This window comes from Alteromonas sp. K632G, assembly GCF_017653625.1.
Taxonomy (GTDB): Bacteria; Pseudomonadota; Gammaproteobacteria; order Enterobacterales; family Alteromonadaceae; genus Alteromonas; species Alteromonas naphthalenivorans.
In genome coordinates, this window is record NZ_JAGGDM010000008.1 from 15397 (window position 1) to 41348 (window position 25952).

The following is a 25952-nucleotide window of genomic DNA, read 5'->3' on the forward strand; positions in this document are numbered from 1 at the left end:
GTTTATTCTATAAAGGGTTACTAGCTTAGTGTGTATTAGTAAGCCGGTGTTCGAAGGCGGCCAATTCACCAATTTTGCTATCAATTAAAATGGGGCAGAATTTAGCTTGGGTTTCAGCGGTTAAATGAGAAAATGTACTATCGCAAACGGTAACAGCATTCCCTTTGCAATGTTGTTCTAGCATAGACGCCAAATTAACCGTGTTGCCCCACACATCGAAAATGCCGTGCTGTCTTCTAGGCATGCCAGCAGTAACAGGGCCTGCTGCAACGCCGATACGAATTTGGCAAGGCCAACCTTCTTTTAACGCAAAGATTTTAAAGGTGGCGGTAACAGCAAGCGCAAACAACACGCCGTTATTTATATGATGTGCACTTTTTTGTTCGCCTTTTTGTTTGCCATTTGAAGCACTTAAAGGAGGAAACATACACAGTTCGCTAACCGCCATGTATTCATCGCCATTCGTTTTTACTGGGTACATTTTATGGGCAGCGGCTAACACATCAATTTGGCTGTAAAAGGCATCCAATGCCTCTATCACTTTTTGTTCTCCAAACAAGGGGGCCAGTGTTTGATAACCTTTTATATCTGCAAATAACACACAGGCCGAGGAGAAGCTTTGCCGCATTAGCCCGGTCGAAAAGCCTGTTGATGCACTACTTGAAAACCTACTTAAAGGAGTATTCGGAACATGGCTCAAAGGGGGAGTAAAAGCGCTTGTAAGCTTGGCGGCAGGGGTTGCTTTTATCAACAATTGCCGTGTATGACGGTAGTTCACAGCAAGGTGATGAAGGTGGCGCCGGCTATGAGCATGCAAGGTCAGTATAAGTCCCACGCTGGCTAGAGTTAGGGTAATACTATTGCTACGACGAATAGCGCCTTGCCAACCGTGAAGTGAGTAGCTAAATAGGCCATCAATAGCACAGAATGTTAGGGCGAAAAGCAACCCCCAGTAAAGTCGTGGACGTTGCTCATGCTGGCTAAATACCCCCACACAGCATAAGCAGCCAATCAATAAAAAGTGCTGAATGTACATGTCGCCACGCCATAGGAATGTCGCTAGCACAATATAGCTGTAATAGCTGGTTAACAGCAGTGTACGGGCCCGCGTTGGCAGGCCTTTGTTGCACAAATATAGCGTGGTAAATGCACAAAGAATATGAAAGGTCAGATTCCACCACAGTGCAATATGGTGTGCGCTGTAGTGAGCATACGCCATCAATAGCGGTGTTTGTAACAACAAGCACAGGGCAAAAAAGCGTGCAGTTGCGTGAATTATTGCCGCTTTTGAATGAAATGTTTTGTGTGTAAGCATGCCTAAATCCCAACCATAAAAAAACGCGGACTGGCCGCGTTTTTAAGTGTATGGAAAAGGCGATGCCTTTATAACTGATCTACTAGCCTGATTGCATCACCAATGTAGCTTGCAGGTGTTAATGCTTTAAGGTCAGCTTTTGCTGCTTCTGGCATGTCTAAGTTATCAATAAACTCAGCCACGATTTCAGCGTTAACCTTTTTACCACGGGTCAACTCTTTCAATTTCTCGTAAGGCTTTTCAATACCGTAACGACGCATTACCGTTTGAATTGGCTCAGCTAGTAATTCCCAGTTGTTATCAAGTTCATTCAACAAGCTTTGCTCGTTAACTTCTAACTTGCTAATACCTTTAAGGGTAGCTTGATAAGCGATTACCGCATAACCTACACCCACACCCAAGTTACGAAGTACGGTGGAGTCGGTTAAATCACGCTGCCAGCGAGAAATAGGAAGCTTCGCGGCCAAGTGATTAAAGATAGCGTTAGCTAGGCCTAAGTTACCTTCCGAGTTTTCAAAATCGATAGGGTTAACTTTATGCGGCATGGTTGAAGAGCCAATTTCACCGGCAATGGTTTTTTGCTTAAAGTGACCTAGAGCAATATAACCCCACACATCACGATCGAAATCGATAAGAATGGTATTAAAGCGGGCTACTGCATCAAACAACTCGGCAATATAATCATGCGGTTCAATTTGCGTGGTATATGGGTTCCACGATAAGCCTAGCGATGTGACAAACTTTTCAGACTCGCTGTGCCAGTCTACATCAGCGTAAGCAGATAAATGGGCATTGTAGTTACCTACGGCGCCATTAATTTTGCCTAAAATTTCAACCTTAGCAATTTGTGCGCGTTGACGCTTCAAACGCATTGCCACGTTAGCCATTTCCTTACCCATGGTAGAAGGAGAGGCGGGTTGGCCGTGAGTACGTGCCATCATTGGAATATGTTGGTATTCCTTGGCAAGTGCTATTAAGGCATCGATAAGTTTGTCACAGTAAGGTAGCAACACGGTATCACGGGCTTCGGTAAGCATTAGGCCGTGAGAAAGGTTGTTAATATCTTCAGAGGTACATGCAAAGTGAATAAACTCGTTCACAGCAGATAATTCGCTGTTGCTAGCCACTTGCTCTTTTAGAAAGTATTCAACCGCTTTAACATCGTGGTTGGTGGTGCGCTCAATATCTTTAATGCGCATAGCATCATCAACACTAAAGTTAGCCACAATAGCATCTAATAATGCGTTTGAGGTATCAGAAAACGCAGGAACTTCTTCAATTTTAGTGTTCGCCGATAGCATTTGCAGCCAACGTACTTCCACTTCAACACGGTATTTCAGTAAGCCGTATTCGGAAAAAATACTACGTAATTCTACGCTTTTTCCAGCATATCGACCATCGACAGGGGAAATTGCAGTTAACTGACTCAGTTCCACCTTCAGCTCCTTAACTAGTTTATCAGCCTGAGCGCCTTTACAGCGCTATTTAAAATTTGTTTTCTGCGAAACAAAATGTTCCGACGTTTACCACCCATTTGACGCCACATTACCGCGGCGCGCACGCCTGCAAGTAATATAGCGCGAACTTTGTGCTGCGTAGCCGGTTGGCCAAGATGATCCGGATTACCCGCAATTTGAATACGCGGTGCTAATGGACTAATAATATCGCTATATATACTGGCCAACGACGACACAATTTGCGGGTTTTGAAAGTCTACATGCGCCAATTGACGCTGCACGTGAGAAATACGCTCTGCCAGTTCTTTCATGGCGGCAGGTTTACGTGCAAGTTTTCTTTCAAGACCAAGAATGCTGGCAATATAACGGGTCAGCTCGGTGTCTTTGCTCTGTTGTTTATCTGATAACTGTGCGAATAAGGTTTTATATCCTACTTCAAGGTTACTTAACTTGCCGAACACTTGCTGTGGATTTTCAGGATCGGTAACCAATATACTGGAAAGACTCGCTTCCACCGCTTCGTCGTTTGCGGTGCCTTTTCTTGCAAGGCTTTGCACAAGCGCCGCCGATTGGCAAACGCCAGCCAAAGCTAAATTATTTTCTACGTCGGTATCTAACATTAACGGATATAGCTCTCAATAATTCCGCCGCCTAAACACACTTCATCTAGGTAGAAAACGGCAGATTGACCAGGTGTAACCGCTTTTTGCGGCTCATCAAAAATAACTTCAATCATATCATCATTGATTGGCGCGATTGCGCAGGGGATATCAGTTTGACGATAACGAGTTTTTACCACTGCTCGCATAGGTTCTGTAATAGTAGTACGGTCTACCCAATGCAGTTGTTTTGCCACCAAGCCTTTAGAGTATAGGCGAGGGTGGTCGGCACCTTGGCCTACAATTAATACGTTGCGTGCTACGTCTTTATCTACCACATACCAAGGCTCTTCACCGTATTTAGCATGGCCACCAATGTGCAGCCCTTTGCGTTGTCCTAGGGTGTGATACATCAAGCCTTCATGTTTACCAATTTCTTCCCCTTCCGCGGTTTCAATAATGCCGGGTTGGGCAGGTAAGTAGCGGCCTAAAAAGTCTTTGAATTTACGCTCACCAATAAAACATATGCCGGTAGAATCTTTTTTATCGTGGGTGATTAGCCCTTGTTCTTCTGCAATTTTACGTACCAGTGGCTTTTCAATATCGCCCACAGGGAACAAGGTTTTCGCTACGTGTTCTTCACCTAGGGTATAGAGGAAGTAGCTTTGATCTTTGTTTTCATCCAACCCGCGCAATAGCTGCCACTTGCCATCTTGATGGCGGCGACGCACGTAATGACCGGTAGCAATATAATCTGCACCTAAGTCTTCGGCAGCAAATTCAAGGAACGCTTTAAACTTAATTTCCTTGTTGCACATGATATCGGGGTTAGGCGTTCTGCCTGCTTTATATTCTTCTAGGAAATACTCAAATACGTTGTCCCAGTATTCAGCGGCAAAATTGATGGTGTGAAGCTCAATACCTAGTTTGTCAGCGACGGCTTGTGCATCTTTTAAATCTTCGGCGGCTAAGCAATATTCATCATTATCATCTTCTTCCCAGTTCTTCATGAACAGGCCTTCCACCTGATAGCCTTGCTGTAACAACAAGTAGGCAGAAACGGAAGAGTCGACGCCGCCGGACATTCCGACGATTACTTTTTTGCTCGCGTTTGATTCAATATCAGTCACAACGTAGATAACACTCATTTAGGTTGATTTCAGGGTGGCGGATTTTACCAGATAAAGCCCACCAATTCACATAATAAAGCGATTGTGTTCAATCGTTTTGCTTTACCGACAGATTTTAGTGTCGGGAAGCGTAAATTGGTCGTTTAAAAGCGTATTTCAAGCGCCGAGTTTAAAAATTCAATAAACCAAAAAGCTATAACTAATAATGAACGTAATCATAGTGAGGTCTCATCGTTATATTGGTCTATTAAATAGCGAAACACACAATTGGGCGTTTGAATAAGCGTTTGAAGAAATCGGCATTGTTTTAGCGTCAATGTTAGAAACACACGTATTTGCCATTATCGATGCCATCAATGGTCCAATTGCCCACGCGATGGCGCACTAAACGCAATGTAGGAAAACCAATGTGGGCGGTCATACGCCTAACTTGGCGGTTCCTGCCTTCACTGATTGTGATAGATAACCAGCTAGTCGGGATAGCTTGACGAAAACGAACTGGCGGGTTTCTGTCCCATAATTCAGGAGGATCTATAGCTACAACTTTGGCTGGTTTGGTCATGCCGTCTTTAAGCTCTACCCCGTTACGCAAGGCGTCTAGCGCAGCCTCGTTAGGAATGCCTTCCACTTGCACCCAATAGGTTTTGCTGGTTTTGGCCTCGGGGTGTGCCAATTTATGTTGTAGCTTTCCGTCGTTAGTCAGCACCAATAACCCTTCGGAATCTCTGTCTAGTCGACCGGCAGCATATACCCCTGGTACATCAATATAATCCTTAAGGGTTTCTCGGCCGTCTGCATCAGTAAATTGAGACAGTACTTGAAAAGGTTTGTTGAAAAGTACGATTTTGCTTTCGTTTGCCATGGTGTGAATAATTACTCTTATTCTTAGGATGCCTTCTATCGCTAAAGCCTACCACAATGCGCGAAAAACTGCCCGAGTAAGACAAAGCTAAAACAATAAAGGGCATAAAAATGTGCGGGAAATTCGGCGAAATTCAGGCAAGTCGTCGGTTAAGACAATGGTATGACTTGTAACTAAAAGTTTCGACCTTATACTAATGTTCGCAGTTATAAAAATAACAGACTGCCCATTCGTGTTGAGTGCATGAAGGTTGCGTTAATCTCAGCACGAGGACGAAAACAACAAGTGGTTCTGTTGTTAAGTGCAACAGAACATAAAACATCAATTACGTATCGTAGTGACCGAAGGCTTTCCACATGCTTTGTGTTAGTGCGACTAATGGACTAAAACGGTAGTACGCTACCGACAACATTGAGGTACATAATGACCAAGTCTAAGATCATCTATACTAAAACAGATGAAGCGCCAATGCTGGCGACGTACTCGTTGCTTCCTATTATTAAGAAGTTTGCTAGTGCTGCTGATGTTGAAGTAGAGCTAAGCGATATTTCTCTTGCGGCCCGTGTGTTGGCTACTTTTCCCGAGTTTCTTTCTGAAGAGCAACGTGTAACCGATACGTTATCTGAACTTGGTGAAATGACGCAAGATCCTGAAGCTAACATCATTAAGCTACCAAATGTAAGTGCGTCTATTCCTCAGTTGCGCGCCACTATCGCTGAGCTAAACGAAAAAGGCTTTAACGTACCGGCTTTCCCAGATTCGCCTAAAACTGACGAAGACCAAGAGATTCGTGAGCGTTACGGCAAGGTTCTAGGTAGTGCAGTAAACCCTGTATTACGTGAAGGTAACTCAGACCGCCGCGCACCTACTGCGGTTAAGAATTTTGCGCGCAAGCACCCGCATTCAATGGGCGAGTGGTCACAAGCATCACGTACTCACGTAGCGCACATGCGCGGTGGCGATTTCTATTCAGGTGAAAAATCAGTAACTGTAGAAAAAGAAGGTTACGTAAGCATTGAGTTCACCGGAAAAGACGGCAGCAAGAAAACGCTTAAGCCTAAAGTAAGCTTGCTTGCTGGTGAAGTTATTGACGCTATGTACATGAGCAAAAAAGCCTTGTGTGAATTCTTCGAAGAACAAATTGAAGATGCGAAAAACACAGGCGTTTTATTCTCGCTACACGTTAAAGCAACAATGATGAAGGTGTCTCACCCCATCGTATTCGGTCACTGCGTTAAAGTATTCTACAAAGACTTGTTCGAAAAATGGGGCGACTTGTTTGAAGAGCTAGGCGTTAACGCTAATAACGGTCTTGGTAGCGTATACGATAAAATTGCTAGCCTTCCTGAGTCTCAGCGTTCTGAAATTCAAAAAGACATCAATGCTTGTTATGCCGACCGCCCACCTATCGCAATGGTAAACTCAGACAAAGGTATTTCTAACCTACACGTACCAAGTGACGTAATTGTAGATGCTTCAATGCCTGCAATGATCCGTAACTCAGGTCAAATGTGGGGACCGGATGGAAAGTCGCACGATACTAAAGCGGTTATTCCTGAAAGTACTTATGCCACTATTTACCAAGAAGTGATTAACTTCTGTAAAACTCACGGTGCATTCGATCCAACTACAATGGGTACAGTACCTAACGTTGGTTTGATGGCGCAGAAAGCTGAAGAGTACGGTTCACACGATAAAACGTTTGAAATGGAAGCTGACGGTACAGTACAAGTTGTCGATCAAGACGGTAACGTATTGATGGAGCATGCTGTTGAAGAAGATGATATCTGGCGTATGTGTCAGGTGAAAGACGCACCTATTCAAGACTGGGTTAAGCTAGCAGTTACCCGTGCACGTCAATCTGGTATGCCAGCTGTATTTTGGTTAGATGATGAGCGTGCTCACGATGCACAGCTGATCACGAAAGTAGAAACCTACTTGAAAGACCACGATACGTCAGGTTTAGACATTTCAATTATGGCACCTGTTCGCGCGATTCGTTTCAGCATGGAACGTGCAATTCGCGGACTAGATACTATTTCAGTAACTGGTAACGTACTGCGTGATTACCTCACTGACTTGTTCCCAATTCTTGAGCTCGGCACCAGTGCTAAAATGCTTTCAATTGTGCCTCTAATGGCAGGTGGCGGTTTGTATGAAACTGGCGCAGGTGGTAGTGCACCTAAGCACGTTCAACAATTCGTTGAAGAAGGTCACCTTCGTTGGGATTCATTAGGTGAATTCTTGGCGTTAGCGGTTTCACTTGAAGACGTGGCAATTAAGCACGACAACAAGAAAGCTAAGATTATCGCTACAGCGTTAGACAAAGCGACAGAGACACTGCTAAACAATGGTAAGTCACCAATGCGTAAAGCTGGCCAATTAGATAACCGTGGTAGCCACGTTTATCTTGGTTTGTACTGGGCAGAAGAAGTGGCTAACCAAACTGAAGACGCTGACTTAGCGGCGCAGTTTAAAGCGGTATATGACGAACTATCGGCTAAAATCGATACAATCATTACTGAGATTGATGAATCTCAAGGTAAGCCTCAGGATATCGGTGGTTACTACTACCCTGATTCAGAGAAACTAGAGGCCACTATGTCGCCTAGTGAAACCTTGAAAGCGATTCTAAACGCTTAATAAAACTAAATAGGTTACTGATTTTTTAGTCACCTGTTTTAAAAGCGCCCCTGACCAAATAGTCAGGGGCGCTTTTTTTATATTTATTAACATTTAAAACAATCCTATCGGAGTAAATTTTTAAAAAATTTACTTATCTTTATGCTAATTAATTTTGGTTTTTTGCTGGTTAGTGCAATTTAATCTAACAATGTGAGTGAGCAGAAAGGCAATTTATCTGAATTAAACTCAGAATATTTAAAAATAAGTAATAATTAAAAGAAGCGTTGCGAGGAAATAAAGAAAATTTAATAAAAAGAGTAGAGCAGACTCATCTATGAGAGTGAACGATTGTCGACTCCCTAAGAAAAAACCCACTGCTGCCTAAGTAGGCAACAACAGGCTTCTGTAGAATTTGTTTGGTGTTACTTAACGCTCTGGTTCTTCTTTGAAGCCTATGTTTTCAGCGTGCAGGCCTTTAGGGCCCTGTTGCACGTCATAAGTGACTTCCTGACCAGCTTTGAGTGAGCGATATCCTTCCATTTGGATAGTAGAATAGTGAGCAAAAATATCTTCGCCACCATCTTCAGGTACAATAAAACCAAATCCTTTCGCGTTGTTAAACCATTTAACTTTGCCAATCGCCATACTACGACTTCCTCTTAATCCTTGAACTAACACGATTATGCCCCCACAATATAATTGAAGGCAGAGTGACTTGTTTTCAATGCAACAATGTCACCTCTAAAATGTAGATTTTTTAACCATATTATGTCAAGAGCAAATGTAAATTAATTTTATCCTAAAGTTAGTGAGACATCTGCCAACAAAGCACTATTATTAATTATGAGTAGAGACAACGCCATTAGCATCGAACGGGAAAAACTGAAAGACGCGCAGCGCCAAAAAACGCAGCCGCCGCCAATGTATAAAGTGTTGTTGAACAACGACGATTACACGCCAATGGATTTTGTAATTGAAGTGCTCATGCAATTTTTCAATATGGATGCTGAGAAAGCGCATCAAATTATGCTAACAGTACACTACCAAGGTAAGGCAGTTTGTGGCATTTTTACTGCTGAGATAGCAGAGACCAAGGTGATGCAGGTAAATCAGTATGCACGTAAGCACAGTCATCCGCTTATGTGTACTATGGAACAGGCGTAAGTCAATTTGTAGAGGGCGAGCGATATGTTAAATAAAGAATTAGAACAGACGTTGAATGATGCGTTTGTATTTGCCAGAGAACATCGCCATGAGTTTATGACGGTCGAGCATTTATTGCTGGCGCTACTTGATAACTCGGCAGCCCGTGAAGCACTGCATGCCTGCGGTGCGGATATTGAAGCAATTAAAAGTGAGCTGATTTCTTTCGTTAAAGACACTACCCCGTTGATTCTTGACGAGCAAATGAACGAACGAGAGACACAGCCTACCTTAGGTTTTCAGCGCGTGCTCCAACGTGCAGTTTTCCATGTGCAATCATCTGGTAAAGAAGAAGTCACTGGTGCCAACGTACTCGTGGCTATTTTCAGTGAGCAAGAGTCTCAAGCCGTTTTCATTCTCAAAAAGTCTGATGTAACCCGCTTAGATATTGTTAACTTCATTAGTCACGGTGTGAGTAAAGCCGAAGATGATGCGCCACTTAACCCAGAAACGGGTGAAGAGGGTGAAGGCGGTGAAGAAAGCGGGTCGGCACTAAGTAAATACGCGACAGATTTAAATCGCCACGCCAAAGAAGGCAAGGTAGACCCATTGATTGGGCGCGATAAAGAAGTCGAGCGCACGATTCAGATTTTGTGTCGCCGTAGAAAAAATAACCCGCTGCTTGTGGGTGAAGCTGGCGTAGGTAAAACCGCTATTGCTGAAGGGTTAGCCTATCGAATTGTAAACGAAGACGTGCCTGAAGTTATCAGCAACAGTACCGTTTACTCGCTAGACTTAGGTGGCCTACTAGCCGGCACTAAATATCGTGGTGATTTCGAGAAACGCTTAAAAGCGATATTGAAAGAATTGTCGAAAGACGAAGACGCCATTTTGTTTATTGATGAAATTCATACCATCATTGGTGCTGGTGCGGCATCTGGCGGTGTTATGGATGCATCTAACTTGCTGAAGCCTAAGCTTTCAAGCGGTGAACTTCGTTGTATTGGCTCAACAACTTATCAGGAATACCAAGGTATTTTTGAAAAAGACAGAGCCTTGGCCCGTCGTTTCCAAAAAGTGGATGTGACTGAGCCAAGCGTAAGCGACACTACCAAAATTCTACTTGGCCTTAAAAGCCGATATGAAGATCATCACAACGTACGCTATACACAAAAAGCTATTCAGGCTGCAGCTGAGCTTTCGGCTAAGTACATAAACGAACGTCACTTGCCTGATAAGGCTATTGACGTGATGGACGAAGCCGGAGCAAGCCAGCGCTTGTTGCCGCAATCGAAGCGTAAGAAGACGATTGGGGTAGGGGATATTGAGCAGATTATTGCGAAGATGGCTCGAATCCCTGAAAAGTCTGTCTCCGCGTCTGACAAAGAAGTACTTAAGAACCTTGGCCGCAACCTTAAAATGATGGTGTTTGGCCAAGACAAAGCCATAGAGACGCTTAACGACGCTATTTTGCTATCGCGTTCAGGGTTGGGTGCGGAAGAAAAACCAATTGGTAGTTTCTTGTTTGCAGGGCCTACCGGTGTGGGTAAAACCGAAGTCACGCAGCAACTTGCTAAAATAATGGGCGTTGAGTTGGTTCGTTTCGATATGTCTGAGTACATGGAACGCCATGCGGTTAGCCGTTTGATTGGTGCGCCTCCAGGTTATGTAGGTTTTGAGCAAGGTGGATTGTTAACCGATGCGGTTATTAAAAACCCATACTCAGTGGTACTGCTAGATGAAATCGAGAAAGCGCACAGTGATATCTACAACATTCTGTTGCAGGTCATGGATCACGGTACGCTTACCGACAACAATGGCCGGAAGGTAGACTTCAGAAATGTAGTATTGGTAATGACGACCAATGCGGGTGTACAAGAAACTGTGCGCAAGTCTATTGGCTTTAAACAGCAAGATCATAGCCACGATGCGCTATCTGAAATCAACAAGGTGTTTACCCCTGAATTCAGAAACCGCTTAGACGGCATTATCTGGTTTAATCACCTTGATGCCGAGGTTATCTTGCAGGTTGTTGATAAGTTCATTATCGAGCTTCAGGCGCAGCTGGACGTTAAAGGAGTATCTTTAGAGGTTACCCCTGCAGCACGTGCTTATTTAGCCGAGAAGGGCTACGACAAGTCCATGGGTGCCCGTCCTATGTCTCGCTTAATCAAAGAAGAGATTAAGAAAGAACTGGCGAATGAATTGCTGTTTGGTGAATTAACGAAAGGCGGCGACGTTAAAGTAGATTTGAACGACGATAAGTTGGAGTTTGAATATTCGGGCGTTGATGCAGTTAAAGAAGAAACAGAGTCTAGCTAACACCTAGTGATCTTGTTGCACTAGACGTGTAATGTTGAATAAAAAATGCTGCGCCTGAAAGGGGGTGGCATTTTTTTTGTTTTTAAAACCTTGAGCCTCTAACGCGATAAACGCGATAAACGTGAAAGGGCTAGGCAGTTTGATTGCCTGTTGATGCAAAGTGCCAAATTCTAAGTGTCAAATACTAAGCGCTAAACCCAAACCCCAAATGCAAACCCAAACACTTTAATGCTAAACCCCAAGCGTTAGGGTACTGCCAAATGCCTTCGCGGGGCTTAACTCTACACATACAAAAAAGCCCAATGATTTACATTGGGCTTTTTTTTGGAATGCGTTGACCGCTAAATGGCTCATTATCTGGCGCGATAAATGATACGACCTTTTGTTAGGTCATAAGGAGTCATCTCAACAGTGACCTTATCGCCAGTAAGAATTCGGATATAGTTTTTACGCATCTTACCAGAAATATGTGCTGTCACTACGTGACCATTCTCTAGTTCAACACGGAACATAGTATTAGGTAGGGTGTCTTGAACCGTACCTTCCATTTCAATACAATCTTCTTTTGCCATGTAAAGCAGTTACCTCAGTAATTCAAATTTTTTGCCGCGCAGACATTAACCAATCTTGCGTTGCGTGTAAAGCGATTAAGCAGGTTTTTTATCAAAACGGTGCCATTTGTTGCCAGAAAATTGCTCATAAGGGAAAAATTTATGCTTATAAGACATTTTTTGGCATTCTTCTACGTAATATCCCAAGTAGACAAAATCTCGTTCTTGTTGCTTTGCCTGCTCGATTTGCATCATGATCATCCACGTCCCAAGAGACGATGAGTGATAATCAGGATCGTAAAAAGTATAAAGTGCCGATAAGGCTTGATGCTCTTCGCCATTGTCGATGGTGTCTGTCACTGCTACTGCAATCAACGTATCGCCATCGTAGGCTTCAATAAATTGGGGGCGTTTCCACTCGCACAAAATAAAGTTTTCAAACTGTTCGCTAGAAGGCGGATACATACTACCATCGGTGTGCCGGGCGCAAATATATTTCTCGTACAATGGGTAATATAAATGATTGGCGCTCTTGGCGCTGGTTACTACAAAATGTTGGTTGCGATTGAGTATACGCTTTTGACTTTTAGAAGGACAAAAAGTAGCCACCGGTATTCTTACCGATTCACAGGCATGACAGTCTGGACAGTGTGGGCGGTAGATTTGCTCACCGCTGCGTCTAAACCCTACTTGAATAAGTTGACCGTAACGCCACGCAAGCTGGTTATCTGATTCGGCATAAACCAGTAATTGTTCTTGTTGATTGGGCAAATAGCTACAATCAAAAGATTGCGTAATTCCAAATCTCACGGTGTGATAACCTGCGGATGCCACTGATGCATGTAGTCGGTAGTTAAAGAGCCTTCATCGGTTAGAGTGTGGTTGCTAGTTTGCAGTTTTTCAATAAATTCGTTACGGAAAATTGTTTTCGCACCCAGTGAGGCAAGATGATCCGTTGGCAGCTGACAATCAATGAATGCCATCTCGTTACGCTTCATGTGCTCAACTAACGCTAGCATAGCCAATTTAGAGGTGTTGCTTTGTTTGTGAAACATAGACTCACCGCAATACACTTTCCCTACACCTACGCCGTATAAGCCTCCAACAAGCGCATCACCGTCCCACACTTCTACCGAATGCGCTAAACCAAGCTGATGCAAATAACTGTAAGCTTTTTGCATATCTTCTGTTATCCAGGTGTCTTGACTGGGCGCTTGTGAATTCGGATTCTTACGTGGAATATTGGCACAGGCATTAATCACAGAATCGAAGGCGTGATTTAACGTCACCTTGTAGCGCTTTTGTCGAGCCAGTTTGCGTAAACTTTTCGAACACACAAAATCATCTAACTCGATAATAGAACGTGGATTGGGCGACCACCACAACAAGGGTTCATCATCGCTAAACCAAGGAAATATTCCGCTAGAATAGGCAGAAAAAAGACGCTGGGCGCTAAGATCTGCGCCAAAGGCTAGTAGGCCGTTTGGATCGTCAAGTGCTTCAGATACAGGAGGAAAGGGTGTATCAATGTCTAAATAAGGCAGCGCTATCATAAAAGGAAAGACATCAAGCCCTGAAAATGGCAGGGCTTGAAATCGAACAAGGCTTAGCCTTGCTCAGGCATAAAGCCATCTAAGTATTTTTCTGCATCTAACGCAGCCATACAGCCTGTTCCCGCAGACGTTATTGCTTGACGGTAGATATGGTCGCTCACATCACCGGCAGCAAATACACCTTCAACACTGGTTTGCGTTGCATTGCCATGCAAGCCGCTATTTACCACAATGTAGCCGTCTTTCATTTCAAGCTGTTCAGCGAAAATGTCAGTATTAGGCTTGTGGCCGATAGCCACGAAAAGACCCATTACATCAATTTCTTCGGTGGCTTCACCATCGGTTTCTTTAATACGAATTTTCGTTACACCCATTTCGTCACCCATGACTTCATCAAGGGTATGGTCTAAGTGTAATACCACATTGCCATTTTCCGCTTTGTCGCGAAGACGCTGTTCAAGAATTTTTTCACTACGGAAAGTATCACGGCGATGCACAACGTGAACTTCAGACGCAATGTTAGATAAATACAAGGCTTCTTCCACTGCGGTATTACCACCGCCAATGACCGCTACTTTTTGGTTACGATAGAAAAAGCCGTCACAGGTAGCACAGGCCGAAACCCCTTTACCCATAAACGCTTGTTCAGATTCCATACCAAGATATTTAGCAGATGCACCTGTGGCAATAATTAAGGCGTCACACGTGTATGTGCCACTGTCACCATAAAGAGTGAAAGGACGCTTGGTTAAGTCTGTTTTATTAATATGGTCGAAGATAATTTCAGTATCGAACTTCTCTGCATGCTTTTGCATACGAACCATAAGGTCAGGACCGGTTAGTCCTTCAGGATCGCCTGGCCAGTTTTCTACTTCTGTGGTCGTAGTAAGCTGTCCGCCTTGCTGGATCCCCGTCAAAAGCACAGGTTCTAGGTTTGCTCTAGCTGCATAAACTGCCGCTGAGTAGCCTGCTGGGCCCGATCCTAAAATAAGTAGGCGAACATGTCTGTTATCTGCCATTTGTATCTCCAACTAATGCCCATTTATCCGGGCTGAATTCTGCTATAATTTTGAAGCGAAGCTTGCCAACTGTCTGTCGCGCTGTCACTACGCTATAGGTAGCTAGGTAAGGACTGTACCTTGCTTTTTCAACTGCTAATCGGCCAATACCTTTGAAAAACACGATACCTTCGCACAATAGCACTGAAAGAAGGGCATTATGATGCCTTCATGATGATGAAAAGTCACCCATCTGATGTACTTGGTGATAATTAATTATGCAATTAAGTCTGTTTTTAAATTATTTATAATAAAAGGCGGCGATATTGCGACGAACTTGCGTTGTATTAGGCGAAATTCGTATTACAATTCATGTTGTAGCAATACGTTAAATCTGTGCTTTAGAAATCATGTTTAGACACCATATTAACCTTGAGCGCTGGGGTAATAATTAAGTGTTTGTATTATCACTGAGCTTTATGGCAAAAACAGCGTTTAAATATGCATAGCGTTTTAATTTGCGATAGTCACGAGCCAATACGGCGTTAAAGCGGCGCCAACTGGCTATTAGTGAATAAGAACAAGTATCCAGAGTGCGCTACTTACTGAAGCGAAATGAGGTGGTTTATGTCACAGTCTGTGATAACAATGCTAAAAGATGGCCAGCACTACATGAAAACCTGGCCCGTCAAAAAAGAACTGTATGCCTACTTCCCTGAATGTAGGGTGGTTGCAGCCACGCGTTTTGCTATAAAGACCATGCCACCTGCGGCGATACTCTCTTGCGCACTGTTACTTCAGAACATGGGCACAGACTATTTCCCCCAAACTATCACTATAGGTGCATTCTTTCTCAGTATTCCGCTTCAGGGATTATTGTGGTTGGGTCATCGTTCAAACCAATACTTACCACCGCAGTTAAATAGCTGGTATCTAGATATTCACAGCAAGATGCGCTCTGAAGGTTGTAATGTATCGTCGGTCAAATCGAAACCGAAATATAAAGAATTGGCAGCGTTGCTCAAAACTGCTTTTAATGATTTAGATAATGTATTTACTAAACATTGGTTCCGCTAAAATACGGTTGCTTGTTACTTTGTCGAAGCACGTTCGCGAGCTAGCGAATTAACCAACTAATTAACTAACTTTTCTTCTACAAGTACGCCATTGCATTTTCGGCACTTGTACTGCGCCCCTTTTAAAATTTTGTTGTGTCGTCTTATTGTCAGTTGGTGTGAACTGCAAAGGCAGGCATAGTTGAACAACTTACCAATCACGCCTTTTACATCAAAACTGTGGGTAGCGTTAGCCGGACGCTTAAACACATCAACCATAATCGCCTGCCATTCCACACCGTGGGGTTTTACCTTTTTGAATAATTGCCAAGTAAGTAAATGGCTCACTTCATGGGGAATGACATCTTCGATAAATTCGTGTTCATTCTGTTTGAATAGTTCGGGGTGTAAGTTAATGCGATTTTGTTGAAGAAACGCAGTGCCTGCATTTTTACCAGAGCGTCTAAAGGTAAGCGCAGGGCGGGGGAATGTGCGCTTAAAATATTCATCAGCGCGTTGGTAGCAGCCTTCTACAGCATCAGCAATGTGCTGACGCTGTAGAGAGGTTAAATCATGGTTTGCTATAGTAGTACCTTACCTACGTGACTAATTATTCTACTTGGCACTGCAGGCAAAGAATATAGGTACCCATCGGGTCGTTCAGTTCGTTGAAAATACTGAACTCGCCTAATACACGTTTAAATTCATTAATTAGCGCAGAGTCTGAGTTAGCAAACTGCCACTTTCCAACAAACGTAAAGGCTTGACCGAAGAACTCTTTCCAAAACAGTTCTTGTGCTGAAAGTGTACGTTGAACATAGAATGTATCGTAGTTTTCTAGTGCAGCGAATTCTGCCGCGGCATTAACAGCGTCTTCTAGCGTGCCCAGTTCATCAACTAGTCCAAGTTCTAAGGCGTCGGTACCAATCCATACACGGCCTTGTGCAACGTCATCTACTTCATCTACCGTCATATCTCGAGCGTTCGATACCAAAGATAAGAAGTTACCGTAGCTAGTTTCAACATTACGTTGCAAAATTTGACCAAATTCTGGTGCTAAAGGGCGTACTGCTGAGAAACCCGCTAGCTCATTCGAGCCAACACCATCACTATGAATGCCTAAGTAATCAAGTGAGTTTTCGTATGTCATAAACATGCCGAATACGCCGATAGAGCCAGTAATAGTGCTTGGGCTGGCAAAAATGCGATCGGCGTTTGCTGCAATCCAATAACCGCCTGATGCAGCGTAAGTACTCATAGAAACCACCACCGGTTTACCTGCGTTTTTCAACTCAAGTACTTCTTGGCGGATAATCTCTGAACCTAACGTACTGCCCCCTGGGGAATCTATTTGCAGTACTACTGCTTTAACGTTTTCATCTAGACGTGCTTTACGCAATAACCGTGCAGTACTGTCGCCGCCAATGGTGCCCGCTTTTTGATTGCCATTTAAAATAGTGCCCTTCGCTACCACAATAGCCACCTTATCGATGTCACTATTGATAGACGGTAGGGGAGGATTAACGACTTTCAAGTAGGTGTTAAAGTTAGTCACGTTAACACCGTGATTGTCTTCGTTTTCGCCCACAAGACCGGTAAGTTCAACGCGAACCTCTTCTCGGGTTTTTAGTGCATCTACCCAATTATTTTGTAATGCGTAATTTGCAAAATCCCCACCAGCTTGTTCAAACTTAGCCAGTAAGCCTTCCAAGGTTTCATCAAAGTTGGAAAGTGGGATGCCACGGGCCGCAGCAACGTCTTCTTTATATTGCTGCCAGTAACCGTCTAACCATTTACGCTCAGCTTCTTTGGCCGCTTCAGACATATCGTTGCGAATAAGTGGTTCTACGGCAGATTTATAAGTACCCACGCGGAAAATATGTGTAGTAACTTTAAGTTTTTCCAGGAAATCTTTGAAATACATGCCATAACGACCATAGCCATCTAGCAGTAATGAACCCATAGGATTGAGATAAACGTGATTCGCATGAGACGCAAGGTAGTACTGCTCTTTAGTGTAGTAGTCACCAATAGCGTAAACAGGCTTTTCAGAGGTTTTGAAATCGTTGATGGCGCGCGCAACTGTGCGAAGTTTGTCTAAACCGCCGCCAGATAAACCTTGAAGGTCTAAAACTAACGCTTTAATCCGTCTGTCTTGCTTAGCGTTTTCGATAACCTTTACGACATCACGCACTAGCACTTCTGGGTTATCAGGCTCTGACCCCATGGCATCTTGTAAAAACTGTTCAAAGGGATCGACAGACTCTTTTTCAATAACAAGTTGTCCGTTCAACGTAAGTAAAAGCGCACTATTCGCTTTAACCGTAAGTTGGTCGTCTTCTTGAGAGGTAATCGCAATGATTATGCCAACAAAAATCACCAGAAAAATGACATTGAAAAAAAGCTTACGGGTGAAGTTTAAAACCGTCCACAGGCCAATAAATAAGGATTTAGTCCAGTTTCCTTTGGCAGCCATAAATTACATTACCTTCTGTTTGTTTAACTCTATTATGTTACCGAATCGAAACTAGATCGCTAACTTATTTGTAATTGTTTGTGATTGTACCGCAAAGTCACTCACTTATGGGCATTCTCGTCATCTGTTAGCCATTGCGCAATCACTTCAGCGATGTGCTTATGATCATTCGCGCTTAGTTGCATCATTAAGTCGCCAGTGGTCTTTTTATAGCCTACTTTTTTGTGGCCACGCACAAACAACCGCTTAAGCGGTGATGTTTTTTGCGTATCCCGTGGTTGTTTTCTATTGTTAAGTGAAAGTTTATTCACTTCATCACGTTCCTATAACAATACGTTAAAAACCAAACTCCATTAACAAGGCGCTTGATAATGATAAAGCAATTATACGCGAACCTCTTTAAAAAACTAAGTGTGGCAGATGGAATACCATTACTGTTGTTAAGGCTTTATTTAGCCCCTGTCATGATTCAAGCTGGTTGGAATAAGGCGAGCAGCTTTTCGTCCATTGTTGACTGGTTTGGTAATGAAGACTATGGATTGGGATTGCCATTTCCGCTCGTGCTTGCTTTTCTAGCCACTGCTGCTGAGTTAGTAGGCGGTATATTCTTATTACTCGGTTTACTTACTAGGTTGGTGGCTATTCCGTTGATGGTAACCATGTTAGTGGCCATATTCACCGTGCACATCGACAACGGGTGGTTAGCCATTGCCGATGCATCATCTTGGCTAGCCGATGGCACTATTTTGATGAACGACAGTGTCATGGCGGCACCTGAGAAATTAAGTGCTGCTAAATCTTTACTGCAAACGTATGGCAACTACGATTGGCTTACTTCCAGTGGTAGTTTAGTGGTGCTAAATAATGGTATTGAATTCGGTGCTACCTATTTTGTGATGCTGCTGGTGCTATTTTTCTATGGGGGTGGTCGCTATGTAAGTATTGATTACTTCTTTCGCCCTAAGTTGCGAGATAACAACTTTAGGTAGCCTGCCCCTAAAATAGACCCGCTATGCTGGTCTTTTCTCATAATAGAACGTAGGATCTTCATAACGCTTTGTTCGATAATAGGATACTGAAATGGATGCACTTACGTTACTGCTTAACAGAAGCTCTCAACCTAGACTTACTGCGCCTGCTCCGTCAGGTGATGCGCTTGAAAACATTATGCAAGCTGCACTTCGTGCCCCTGATCATGCGTGTTTAACGCCGTGGCGTTTTATCGTTTGTGAGGGTAAAGGGCTAGATAAACTAGGCAGTTTATATGAGCAATCTGCTATCGATAACGATAAGTCTGAGAAAGAAATTGAGCGGGCAGTGCAGTTACCTCGTCGAGCACCTATGATTGTGGTGGCGATTGCTAAGCATGTTGAACATGAAAAAGTCCCCCGTGTAGAGCAAATTGCTTCTGCATCGTGTGGGGTGATGGCTATGCAAATGGCTGCAGTAGCCCAGGGGTTTAATGGCATGTGGAGAACGGGAAGTTATGCCCATTGCGATACGGTAAAGCGTGGTTTTGATTTAAACGATGACGACGAGATAGTTGGGTTTTTATATTTAGGTACGCCAGCGTTTGAACCTGCGGCGAAACCCGAACGTGATACTTCTGACTACTTTGAATATTGGCGCTAACCCCCTAGCTTTTTGAATGCTGGACGGCAGTTTCACGCTTTATGCTATAGGGTTGGTGCTAAGAGGTTTATGTGACGAGCTTTGCATTACAAGGTTATTGCTAAGAGATTAACGCTACGAGATTAGCGCTACGAGATTAACGTTACGAGCTTTGCGTTACAAACTTTATGTTACACGCTTAGGCAGAAAGCTAACCGTGCAGACAAAGTATAGGACAACATTATCTGCACGGATTGCGCGGGAAGGGGCGGTGTTACAATTTGAGCCACCTCTTATCCCAAACTTTATCCTACATGCAGATTTACATTGTATCCGGCGTATTTACGGATATTGATAACACGGTCGCCATCCAGCATCCAATACTGGCCTTTAATTCCAGTGAGTACGCCTTCAAATTCTGGGGTTTTATCTAAGTTAATCGATTTGATTTTTTCAGGATAAGTATCAACAGGGTAGTGAATGTTATGCACTTCACCATCGGCTTCAGACACCGCTTGTATCCCTTTTGTCTGCTGAATTTGAGCTAATCCATCAGCAATTTTCGACAATATAGTGGCTTTTACCTCAAGTAAATCAACCTGTTCTGGTGCACTTTTCAACATAGTGCGCCAATTGGTTTTATCGCCAATATGCTCTTTGCAAAGCATTTCCACTAGGCCGCTGGTGAGCCTGTCTGTTACGCGTAACATGACCGTGGCTTGGGTCGCACCCTGATCCATCCAGCGGGACGATACCCCATCAGTAACGTGGCGAGTGATGCCGACTTTTACATTGCCGGTGTTAGCTAAGTACACAAAGTGCTCGCTAAAGCAGTGTTCTTCGCCCCATTGCGGTTCTCGACATGTTCCTTCGTGGTAGTGACATTTTTCAGGTTTAATAATACAGCTATCGCATTGGGCTAATGAAATTAAGCAAGGGTAGCAATAGCCTTGGCTAAAGCTTTTTTTGGTCTTTCTATTGCAATGTACGCAGTTAATGTCGCCCGTAAAATCTAGGGAAACCTTTTGGCCGATAACTGGGTTTATATCTACCTTGTGTTCTCCAATAGGAAGCTGGTAGTTTACCGTGTTGTTGTCGTCAGCATGAGTGCGCATTTTTCTAAGCGCACCGCTATAAGATGTGGTCATGGTGTATTCCTATTCGCTTAGCTCGCCGCAGAGGTTTTGGGTAAGCTTGGCTTTAATGGTTTCAAACGGCAGATTCTTACTTAATAAATAATGTAATTTTGCCAATGCTGCTTCGGGGGTCATATCGCTGCCAGATAACACGCCCACTTCTTGTAAACCATGCCCAGTGGCATACCCGCCCATGTTGACGCGACCGCGCATACACTGGGTGCAATTAAGCACCGGTATTTGCCTGTCCCTTGCATATTCTAATTGAGCAATTAGGGCTGGGCTTTGGGGGGCATTTCCCACGCCGTAACTTAATAAAATGAGTGCATTTACCGGTTGTTGTAAGGTATTTTTAAGCACTTCTGAAGAAATGCCAGGGTACAAACTTACCATACCAATGGGCTGAGCTTTTACACTCGAAACCTTCAGGGGTTTATCTGACTTAGTGGCAAGTTCACCGGCTTTAAGGCGGATGTTAATACCTGCTTCAAGAAGTGGTGGGAAGTTAGGTGAATCGAAGGCACTGAATCCATCGGCATCTACCTTACGACTGCGATTTCCCCGTAATAAGCGGTTATTGAAAAACAAACCGACTTCTGCAATGGGGAAATTAGCCGCAACGTAAAGCGCGTTTAGCAGGTTAACTTGACCGTCAGAACGCAGCTCTGCAAGAGGAATTTGTGAACCAGTAACTATCACAGGCTTGGTTAAGTCTTCCAGCATAAAGCTCAATGCCGAGGCTGTATACGCCATGGTATCTGTGCCATGCAAGATGATGAATCCGTCGTATTTATCATAGTTTTCTGCAATATCATCGGCAATGCGCTGCCAATCAGAAGGGTCCATATCCGATGAATCAATCAGGTTATCGTACTCATGCAGTGTGAATAATGGCATTTCACTACGATGAAACTCAGGCATGTCATTCAATGTATCACCAAGGAACCCAGCTGCAGGAATATAACCATGATCTGATGGTTTCATCCCGATGGTGCCGCCTGTGTAGGCAATATAGATATGTTTACGCATTGCGTAACCTCACTTCTTTTGTGGGTTTAGGCAGAATGACGGCATTCTAACAGCACATAAAGTAAAGTCATCCTGTTCGCGCAAAAACCTTGTAATCAATAGGCGGTAACAGGCAATATTAGGCCGTAAATCAATAATAAATATACGACAGGTTATTTTTATAATGAAAACAATGAAGATAAGTTTACTTAGTGCTGCCATAGTGAGCGGCTTAATGGCTGCATCCGCATTAGGGCATCAGCAAGACAATGACAATACAGCGGTTTCTACACAACTGCAGTCTGCGGTTAGTGAAACTAAAGACATCATGGAAGTGGATGCAAATAAAACCGAGGCAGAAAAATTAGCCGCCTTAACGCTTAAATATTTCAACGAGTCGTTGGAACAAAACCCAGTAATGGCGACATTTTATGGCGTGAGCGATTATAACGATAAGTTTAACGAGCCTTTAAGCGAGGCGTCTATCGCAAAATCAAAGGCGCACGAGCAAACGTATTTAGCAGCCATTAATGCTATTGATGCGTCTAAACTTTCTGGGCAAGACTGGATCAGCTACCATATTTTCAAAAACGACAGAGAACACCGCATTGCGGGATACGAGTTTGGTAGCCAGTACATGCCAATTAATCAAATGTATGGTGTGCATACTTTTTTCCCCATGCTGGGCTCGGGTCAATCTGCCCAGCCGTTTGTTACGGTAAAAGACTACGAAAGCTTTATTTCACGTACTAAAGGCTACGTAGCGTTTATCGATAGCGTAATCCAGTATATGAAAAAAGGCATTGAGGAAGGCGTGGTTTTACCGACTGCTATCACCGAAAAAATGGTGCCGCAGTTAAGTGCTCACGTTGTTAAAAAGGCCTCTGAGAGTGTGTTTTACGGTCCAGTAAAACAGCTTGAAACAAATGAAAACATTAGCGACGATGAAAAAGCGCGTTTAGCCGCAGCCTATGAAGGAATGATCACTGAAATGATTGTACCTTCGTATCAAAAATTGCACGACTTCGTAGTAGAAGAATATTTGCCCCACACTCGCGCTACCGTAGGTTACTCAGATTTACCGAACGGAAAGGCGTGGTACGAGTACAAAATTAAAGACAATACTACCTTACCGCTGAGTGCTGACGAAGTGCACGAGTTTGGGTTATCTGAAGTGTCGCGCATATTAGGTGAAATGATAGCGGTTAAAGAAACCGTGGGCTTTGAAGGAGACCTAGCGGCGTTTTTCGATCATCTTCGTACTGACGATAAATTCTACTTCGAGTCTGATGAAGCTTTGATTAAAGCGTACACCGATGTGAAAAAGGATATAGACGCCCGTTTGCCCAAGCTTTTCAGCGTATTTCCGAAAGCTGATTATATTGTAAAAGCGGTAGAACCTTATCGTGAAGCGTCATCGGCAGCAGCTAGCTACATGTCTCCTGCCCCTGATGGCAGTAGACCCGGCATTTTCTATATCAACACTCGTGATTTAAAAGCGCAGCCAAAGTTTAGTTTGGAAACCCTTAGTATTCACGAAGCGGCGCCTGGTCATCACTTCCAAATAGCTATTCAGCAAGAAGTGGAAGGTTTACCTTTGTTTAGAAAATTCAACGGCTATACCGTGTTCAGTGAAGGCTGGGCCTTGTATGCGGAAAGCTTAGGAAAAGAGCTTGGCATGTTTACCGACCCCTACATGTGGTACGGACGACTAAACGACGAACAGCTTCGTGCTATGCGCCTGGTGGTTGATACAGGGCTGCATGCTAAGGGGTGGAGCCGCGAAAAGGCCATTGCGTATATGCTTGATAACTCATCAATGGCTGAGTCTGATGCGGTGGCAGAAGTAGAACGTTATATTTCTATTCCTGGTCAAGCGTTAGCGTATAAAGTGGGAGAACGTCATATCAGACATTTACGTAATCAAGCCACAGAAGCCTTAGGTGACGACTTCGATATTAAAGCGTTCCACAGCAATATACTGACCGATGGGGCAATGCCAATGCCTATCTTGAGTGACAAGATGTCGATGTGGATAGACGAAGTAAAATCTAAAATCTAAATTCTAAAAGCTAAGGCGAGTAAGTTGATAGCTTAGCTTAGCGAAAAGAAAGGCAAATAAAAAAGCGGCTGTGAAAAGCCGCTTTTTTTATATTTATTTTACTTCTTTACCCGCTGCCTGTTGGTCGGCATGGTAACTAGAGCGAACCATTGGGCCACTAGCTGCATGAGTAAAGCCAATGTCTTTGGCGTAAGCGCCTAGCGCATCAAATTCATCAGGGTGAACATAACGCTTAACAGGGAAGTGATGGCGACTTGGCTGTAAATATTGGCCAAGTGTTAACATGTCCACATCGTGAGCACGTAAATCGCGAAGTACGCCTTCAATTTCCACATTTTCTTCGCCCATACCCATCATTAAGCCAGACTTGGTCTTAACATCTGGATGCTGCGCTTTAAATTTCTTGAGCAAGTCTAGTGACCACTGATAGTTAGCACCAGGGCGACACTCGCGGTATAAGCGCGGAATAGTTTCCAAGTTGTGATTGAACACATCAGGAACACCATTTTTGAAAATTTCTAATGCGCGATCCATACGGCCACGGAAGTCCGGTACTAGCACTTCAATTGTGGTCGTCGGGCTGTGCTCGCGAATCGCGTTGATACAATCAACGAAATGCTGTGCACCACCGTCACGCAAGTCATCGCGGTCTACCGAGGTAATTACCACGTAACGAAGATTCATTTCAGCAATGGTTTTCGCTAGCTTTTCTGGTTCTTCTGCACTTGGCGGTAGTGGTTTACCGTGGGCAACATCACAGAACGGACAACGACGGGTGCAAATGTCACCCAAAATCATAAAGGTTGCCGTACCATGGTTGAAGCACTCAGCTAAGTTAGGGCAGCTGGCTTCTTCGCACACAGAATGCAGTTTATTCTTTCTTAAGGTCTTCTTAATATGGTCAATTTTATCGGTGCTGCGTGGCAGCTTAATTTTGATCCACGAAGGCTTGCGCAGCATTTCTTCCTTTTCAGTAGGAATAATGGTGACAGGAATGTGTTTTACTTTTTCGTCGTCGCGGAGTTTAACTCCAGCTACAGGTCGTGCGTTACTCATCAAAACCTTCTTTATGTCGTTTTTCCGTAATGGAAAGCGCTTCAAGTAGTAAGTCGGTGAGAACTTCACCGGCAACACTTATCGAATCTGGGCCATTCAGACTGGCGGTATCAATCATTTCCATACCTGCATAACCGCATGGGTTAATGCGCTGAAACGGTGACAAATCCATACTAACATTTAATGCCAATCCATGAAATGAGCAACCGTGACGAATTCTTAACCCTAGTGAGCAAATTTTTTTCTCATCTACATAAACCCCTGGTGCATCGGGTTTAGGGTAGGCGGTAACACCGTATTTGGCCATTAAGCCTACCACAGCATCTTCCATCGCAGTCACTAAGTGACGTACACCTAGCTTGCGTCTTCGAATATTAATAAGAAGATAGATAACCTGTTGGCCTGGGCCGTGATAGGTTACCTGACCGCCTCTGTCGACTTGCACCACGGGAATGTCACCGGGCATCAAAATGTGTTCAGCTTTGCCTGCTTGACCTTGTGTGAATACAGGGTCGTGCTCAACCAGCCAAATTTCATCTTCAGTCGTATCATCACGTTCATCCGTGAACGCTTTCATGGCAGCCCATATGGGCTCGTAGCTTTGTCTGCCAAGTTGCCGAATAATGACAGAGTCGGTTAGGGTGCTCACTTATAGTACGACTCTTACAAGTTCTAACTTAGCAAGTTCAGTGTAAATAGTTTCCATGTGCTCTTTGCTGGTCACTCGTACACTTACCGATACAGAATGGTAATTACCTTTGCTGCTTGGCTTCACTGCGGGTGAATAATCACCTGGCGCGTGCTGCTGTAAGCACTCAATTACGTGATTAGGTAAATCGTCATGGGCGATGCCCATTACTTTAAATGTTTGATTTGTCGGAAAATCTAGAAGTTCATCGAAACGGGTATCCATGCGATATCCTTTTTATACAGTCATTAAATACAAAAACGGCCCGATTATATCAATCAGGCCGCCCTTGAACTAGTGTAGCG

Annotated in this window: 24 protein-coding genes and 1 pseudogene; 7 read left to right on the top strand and 18 right to left on the bottom strand. The window is 43.8% G+C overall.

Features of this window, described 5'->3' with window-relative positions:
* Nucleotides 1-25 precede the first annotated feature (25 nt).
* The 5 genes and pseudogenes from J5X92_RS09385 to J5X92_RS09405 all read right to left on the bottom strand — a co-directional run bounded on the left by J5X92_RS09385 (nt 26) and on the right by J5X92_RS09405 (nt 5363).
* Complete coding sequence (locus tag J5X92_RS09385; protein WP_013784400.1) at nt 26-1315, bottom strand: adenylate/guanylate cyclase domain-containing protein; 1290 nt, start codon at nt 1313-1315, stop codon at nt 26-28.
* Between the two features lie 68 nt (nt 1316-1383).
* Nucleotides 1384-2751, bottom strand: a complete 1368-nt coding sequence (gene purB, locus J5X92_RS09390) for an adenylosuccinate lyase (RefSeq protein ID WP_013784399.1) — start codon at nt 2749-2751, stop codon at nt 1384-1386.
* Nucleotides 2752-2765: 14 nt separating this feature from the next.
* Complete coding sequence (hflD, locus tag J5X92_RS09395; protein WP_013784398.1) at nt 2766-3392, bottom strand: high frequency lysogenization protein HflD; 627 nt, start codon at nt 3390-3392, stop codon at nt 2766-2768.
* A gap of 2 nt (nt 3393-3394) precedes the next feature.
* A pseudogene (gene mnmA, locus J5X92_RS09400) lies at nt 3395-4519 on the bottom strand (tRNA 2-thiouridine(34) synthase MnmA); the annotation flags it as partial.
* 301 nt (nt 4520-4820) lie between these two features.
* Entirely contained in the window at nt 4821-5363 is a 543-nt protein-coding gene (locus J5X92_RS09405; RefSeq protein ID WP_208805584.1) for an rRNA large subunit pseudouridine synthase E, read from the bottom strand.
* A 423-nt stretch (nt 5364-5786) separates the two neighbouring features.
* On the opposite strand from J5X92_RS09405, the gene J5X92_RS09410 reads away from it, so the two are divergent.
* On the top strand, nt 5787-8006 hold the full coding sequence (locus J5X92_RS09410; RefSeq protein ID WP_208805585.1) for an NADP-dependent isocitrate dehydrogenase: 2220 nt from the start codon (nt 5787-5789) through the stop codon (nt 8004-8006).
* A gap of 408 nt (nt 8007-8414) precedes the next feature.
* Here J5X92_RS09410 and cspD read toward each other — a convergent pair whose 3' ends face one another.
* Nucleotides 8415-8633, bottom strand: a complete 219-nt coding sequence (gene cspD, locus J5X92_RS09415; protein WP_013784394.1) for a cold shock domain-containing protein CspD — start codon at nt 8631-8633, stop codon at nt 8415-8417.
* Nucleotides 8634-8831: 198 nt separating this feature from the next.
* On the opposite strand from cspD, the gene clpS reads away from it, so the two are divergent.
* A complete protein-coding gene (gene clpS / locus J5X92_RS09420) occupies nt 8832-9152 on the top strand; it encodes an ATP-dependent Clp protease adapter ClpS (RefSeq protein ID WP_129737954.1) in 321 nt (106 codons plus the stop codon).
* 24 nt (nt 9153-9176) lie between these two features.
* Nucleotides 9177-11453, top strand: a complete 2277-nt coding sequence (gene clpA, locus J5X92_RS09425) for an ATP-dependent Clp protease ATP-binding subunit ClpA (RefSeq protein WP_013784392.1) — start codon at nt 9177-9179, stop codon at nt 11451-11453.
* Nucleotides 11454-11806: 353 nt separating this feature from the next.
* Here clpA and infA read toward each other — a convergent pair whose 3' ends face one another.
* The 4 genes from infA to trxB form a co-directional block, all read right to left on the bottom strand.
* On the bottom strand, nt 11807-12025 hold the full coding sequence (infA, locus tag J5X92_RS09430; RefSeq protein WP_013784390.1) for a translation initiation factor IF-1: 219 nt from the start codon (nt 12023-12025) through the stop codon (nt 11807-11809).
* Between the two features lie 75 nt (nt 12026-12100).
* Nucleotides 12101-12814, bottom strand: coding sequence for an arginyltransferase (locus J5X92_RS09435; protein WP_013784389.1), 714 nt, complete (start codon nt 12812-12814; stop codon nt 12101-12103).
* Nucleotides 12811-13557: a leucyl/phenylalanyl-tRNA--protein transferase gene (gene aat / locus J5X92_RS09440; RefSeq protein ID WP_013784388.1), complete on the bottom strand. Its 747-nt coding sequence runs from the start codon at nt 13555-13557 to the stop codon at nt 12811-12813. The genes J5X92_RS09435 and aat overlap by 4 nt, the downstream gene beginning before the upstream one ends.
* A gap of 53 nt (nt 13558-13610) precedes the next feature.
* Nucleotides 13611-14576, bottom strand: a complete 966-nt coding sequence (gene trxB, locus J5X92_RS09445) for a thioredoxin-disulfide reductase (protein ID WP_208805586.1) — start codon at nt 14574-14576, stop codon at nt 13611-13613.
* Nucleotides 14577-15182: 606 nt separating this feature from the next.
* Between trxB and yfbV the strand changes: the two genes are divergently transcribed.
* Complete coding sequence (yfbV, locus tag J5X92_RS09450; RefSeq protein WP_013784385.1) at nt 15183-15632, top strand: terminus macrodomain insulation protein YfbV; 450 nt, start codon at nt 15183-15185, stop codon at nt 15630-15632.
* Between the two features lie 56 nt (nt 15633-15688).
* Here the strand turns inward: yfbV and J5X92_RS09455 are convergent, their stop codons facing one another.
* From J5X92_RS09455 to J5X92_RS09465, 3 genes are all read right to left on the bottom strand, one after another.
* On the bottom strand, nt 15689-16195 hold the full coding sequence (locus tag J5X92_RS09455; RefSeq protein ID WP_083820145.1) for a SprT family zinc-dependent metalloprotease: 507 nt from the start codon (nt 16193-16195) through the stop codon (nt 15689-15691).
* 25 nt (nt 16196-16220) lie between these two features.
* A complete protein-coding gene (gene sppA, locus J5X92_RS09460) occupies nt 16221-18086 on the bottom strand; it encodes a signal peptide peptidase SppA (RefSeq protein ID WP_013784383.1) in 1866 nt (621 codons plus the stop codon).
* A gap of 101 nt (nt 18087-18187) precedes the next feature.
* Nucleotides 18188-18397 (bottom strand): hypothetical protein, encoded by a 210-nt coding sequence (locus J5X92_RS09465; protein ID WP_013784382.1) that lies wholly within the window; start codon nt 18395-18397, stop codon nt 18188-18190.
* A 60-nt stretch (nt 18398-18457) separates the two neighbouring features.
* Here J5X92_RS09465 and J5X92_RS09470 point away from each other — a divergent pair, with 60 nt between their 5' ends.
* Together J5X92_RS09470 and J5X92_RS09475 are read left to right on the top strand one after the other, a co-directional pair.
* Nucleotides 18458-19075, top strand: a complete 618-nt coding sequence (locus J5X92_RS09470) for a DoxX family protein (protein WP_126872215.1) — start codon at nt 18458-18460, stop codon at nt 19073-19075.
* A 91-nt stretch (nt 19076-19166) separates the two neighbouring features.
* Nucleotides 19167-19718 carry an NAD(P)H nitroreductase gene (locus J5X92_RS09475; RefSeq protein ID WP_126872216.1) on the top strand — a complete coding sequence of 184 codons (552 nt, stop codon included), beginning with the start codon at nt 19167-19169 and terminating at the stop codon, nt 19716-19718.
* A gap of 284 nt (nt 19719-20002) precedes the next feature.
* Here the strand turns inward: J5X92_RS09475 and J5X92_RS09480 are convergent, their stop codons facing one another.
* A complete protein-coding gene (locus tag J5X92_RS09480) occupies nt 20003-20845 on the bottom strand; it encodes a DUF2797 domain-containing protein (RefSeq protein WP_126872217.1) in 843 nt (280 codons plus the stop codon).
* A gap of 9 nt (nt 20846-20854) precedes the next feature.
* The gene (gene ansA, locus J5X92_RS09485) at nt 20855-21862 is read right to left on the bottom strand and encodes an asparaginase (RefSeq protein WP_013784378.1); all 1008 of its coding nucleotides are present in this window, start codon (nt 21860-21862) and stop codon (nt 20855-20857) included.
* A gap of 163 nt (nt 21863-22025) precedes the next feature.
* On the opposite strand from ansA, the gene J5X92_RS09490 reads away from it, so the two are divergent.
* Complete coding sequence (locus J5X92_RS09490) at nt 22026-23903, top strand: DUF885 domain-containing protein (RefSeq protein ID WP_208805587.1); 1878 nt, start codon at nt 22026-22028, stop codon at nt 23901-23903.
* A 93-nt stretch (nt 23904-23996) separates the two neighbouring features.
* On the opposite strand, the gene lipA is transcribed toward J5X92_RS09490, so the two are convergent.
* From lipA to ybeD, 3 genes are read right to left on the bottom strand one after another with little or no spacing between them, the layout of a single operon-like run.
* Entirely contained in the window at nt 23997-24959 is a 963-nt protein-coding gene (gene lipA, locus J5X92_RS09495) for a lipoyl synthase (RefSeq protein WP_013784376.1), read from the bottom strand.
* Complete coding sequence (gene lipB, locus J5X92_RS09500) at nt 24952-25608, bottom strand: lipoyl(octanoyl) transferase LipB (protein ID WP_126872220.1); 657 nt, start codon at nt 25606-25608, stop codon at nt 24952-24954. The genes lipA and lipB overlap by 8 nt, the downstream gene beginning before the upstream one ends.
* Complete coding sequence (gene ybeD, locus J5X92_RS09505) at nt 25609-25872, bottom strand: DUF493 family protein YbeD (RefSeq protein ID WP_013784374.1); 264 nt, start codon at nt 25870-25872, stop codon at nt 25609-25611.
* Nucleotides 25873-25952: the final 80 nt, after the last annotated feature.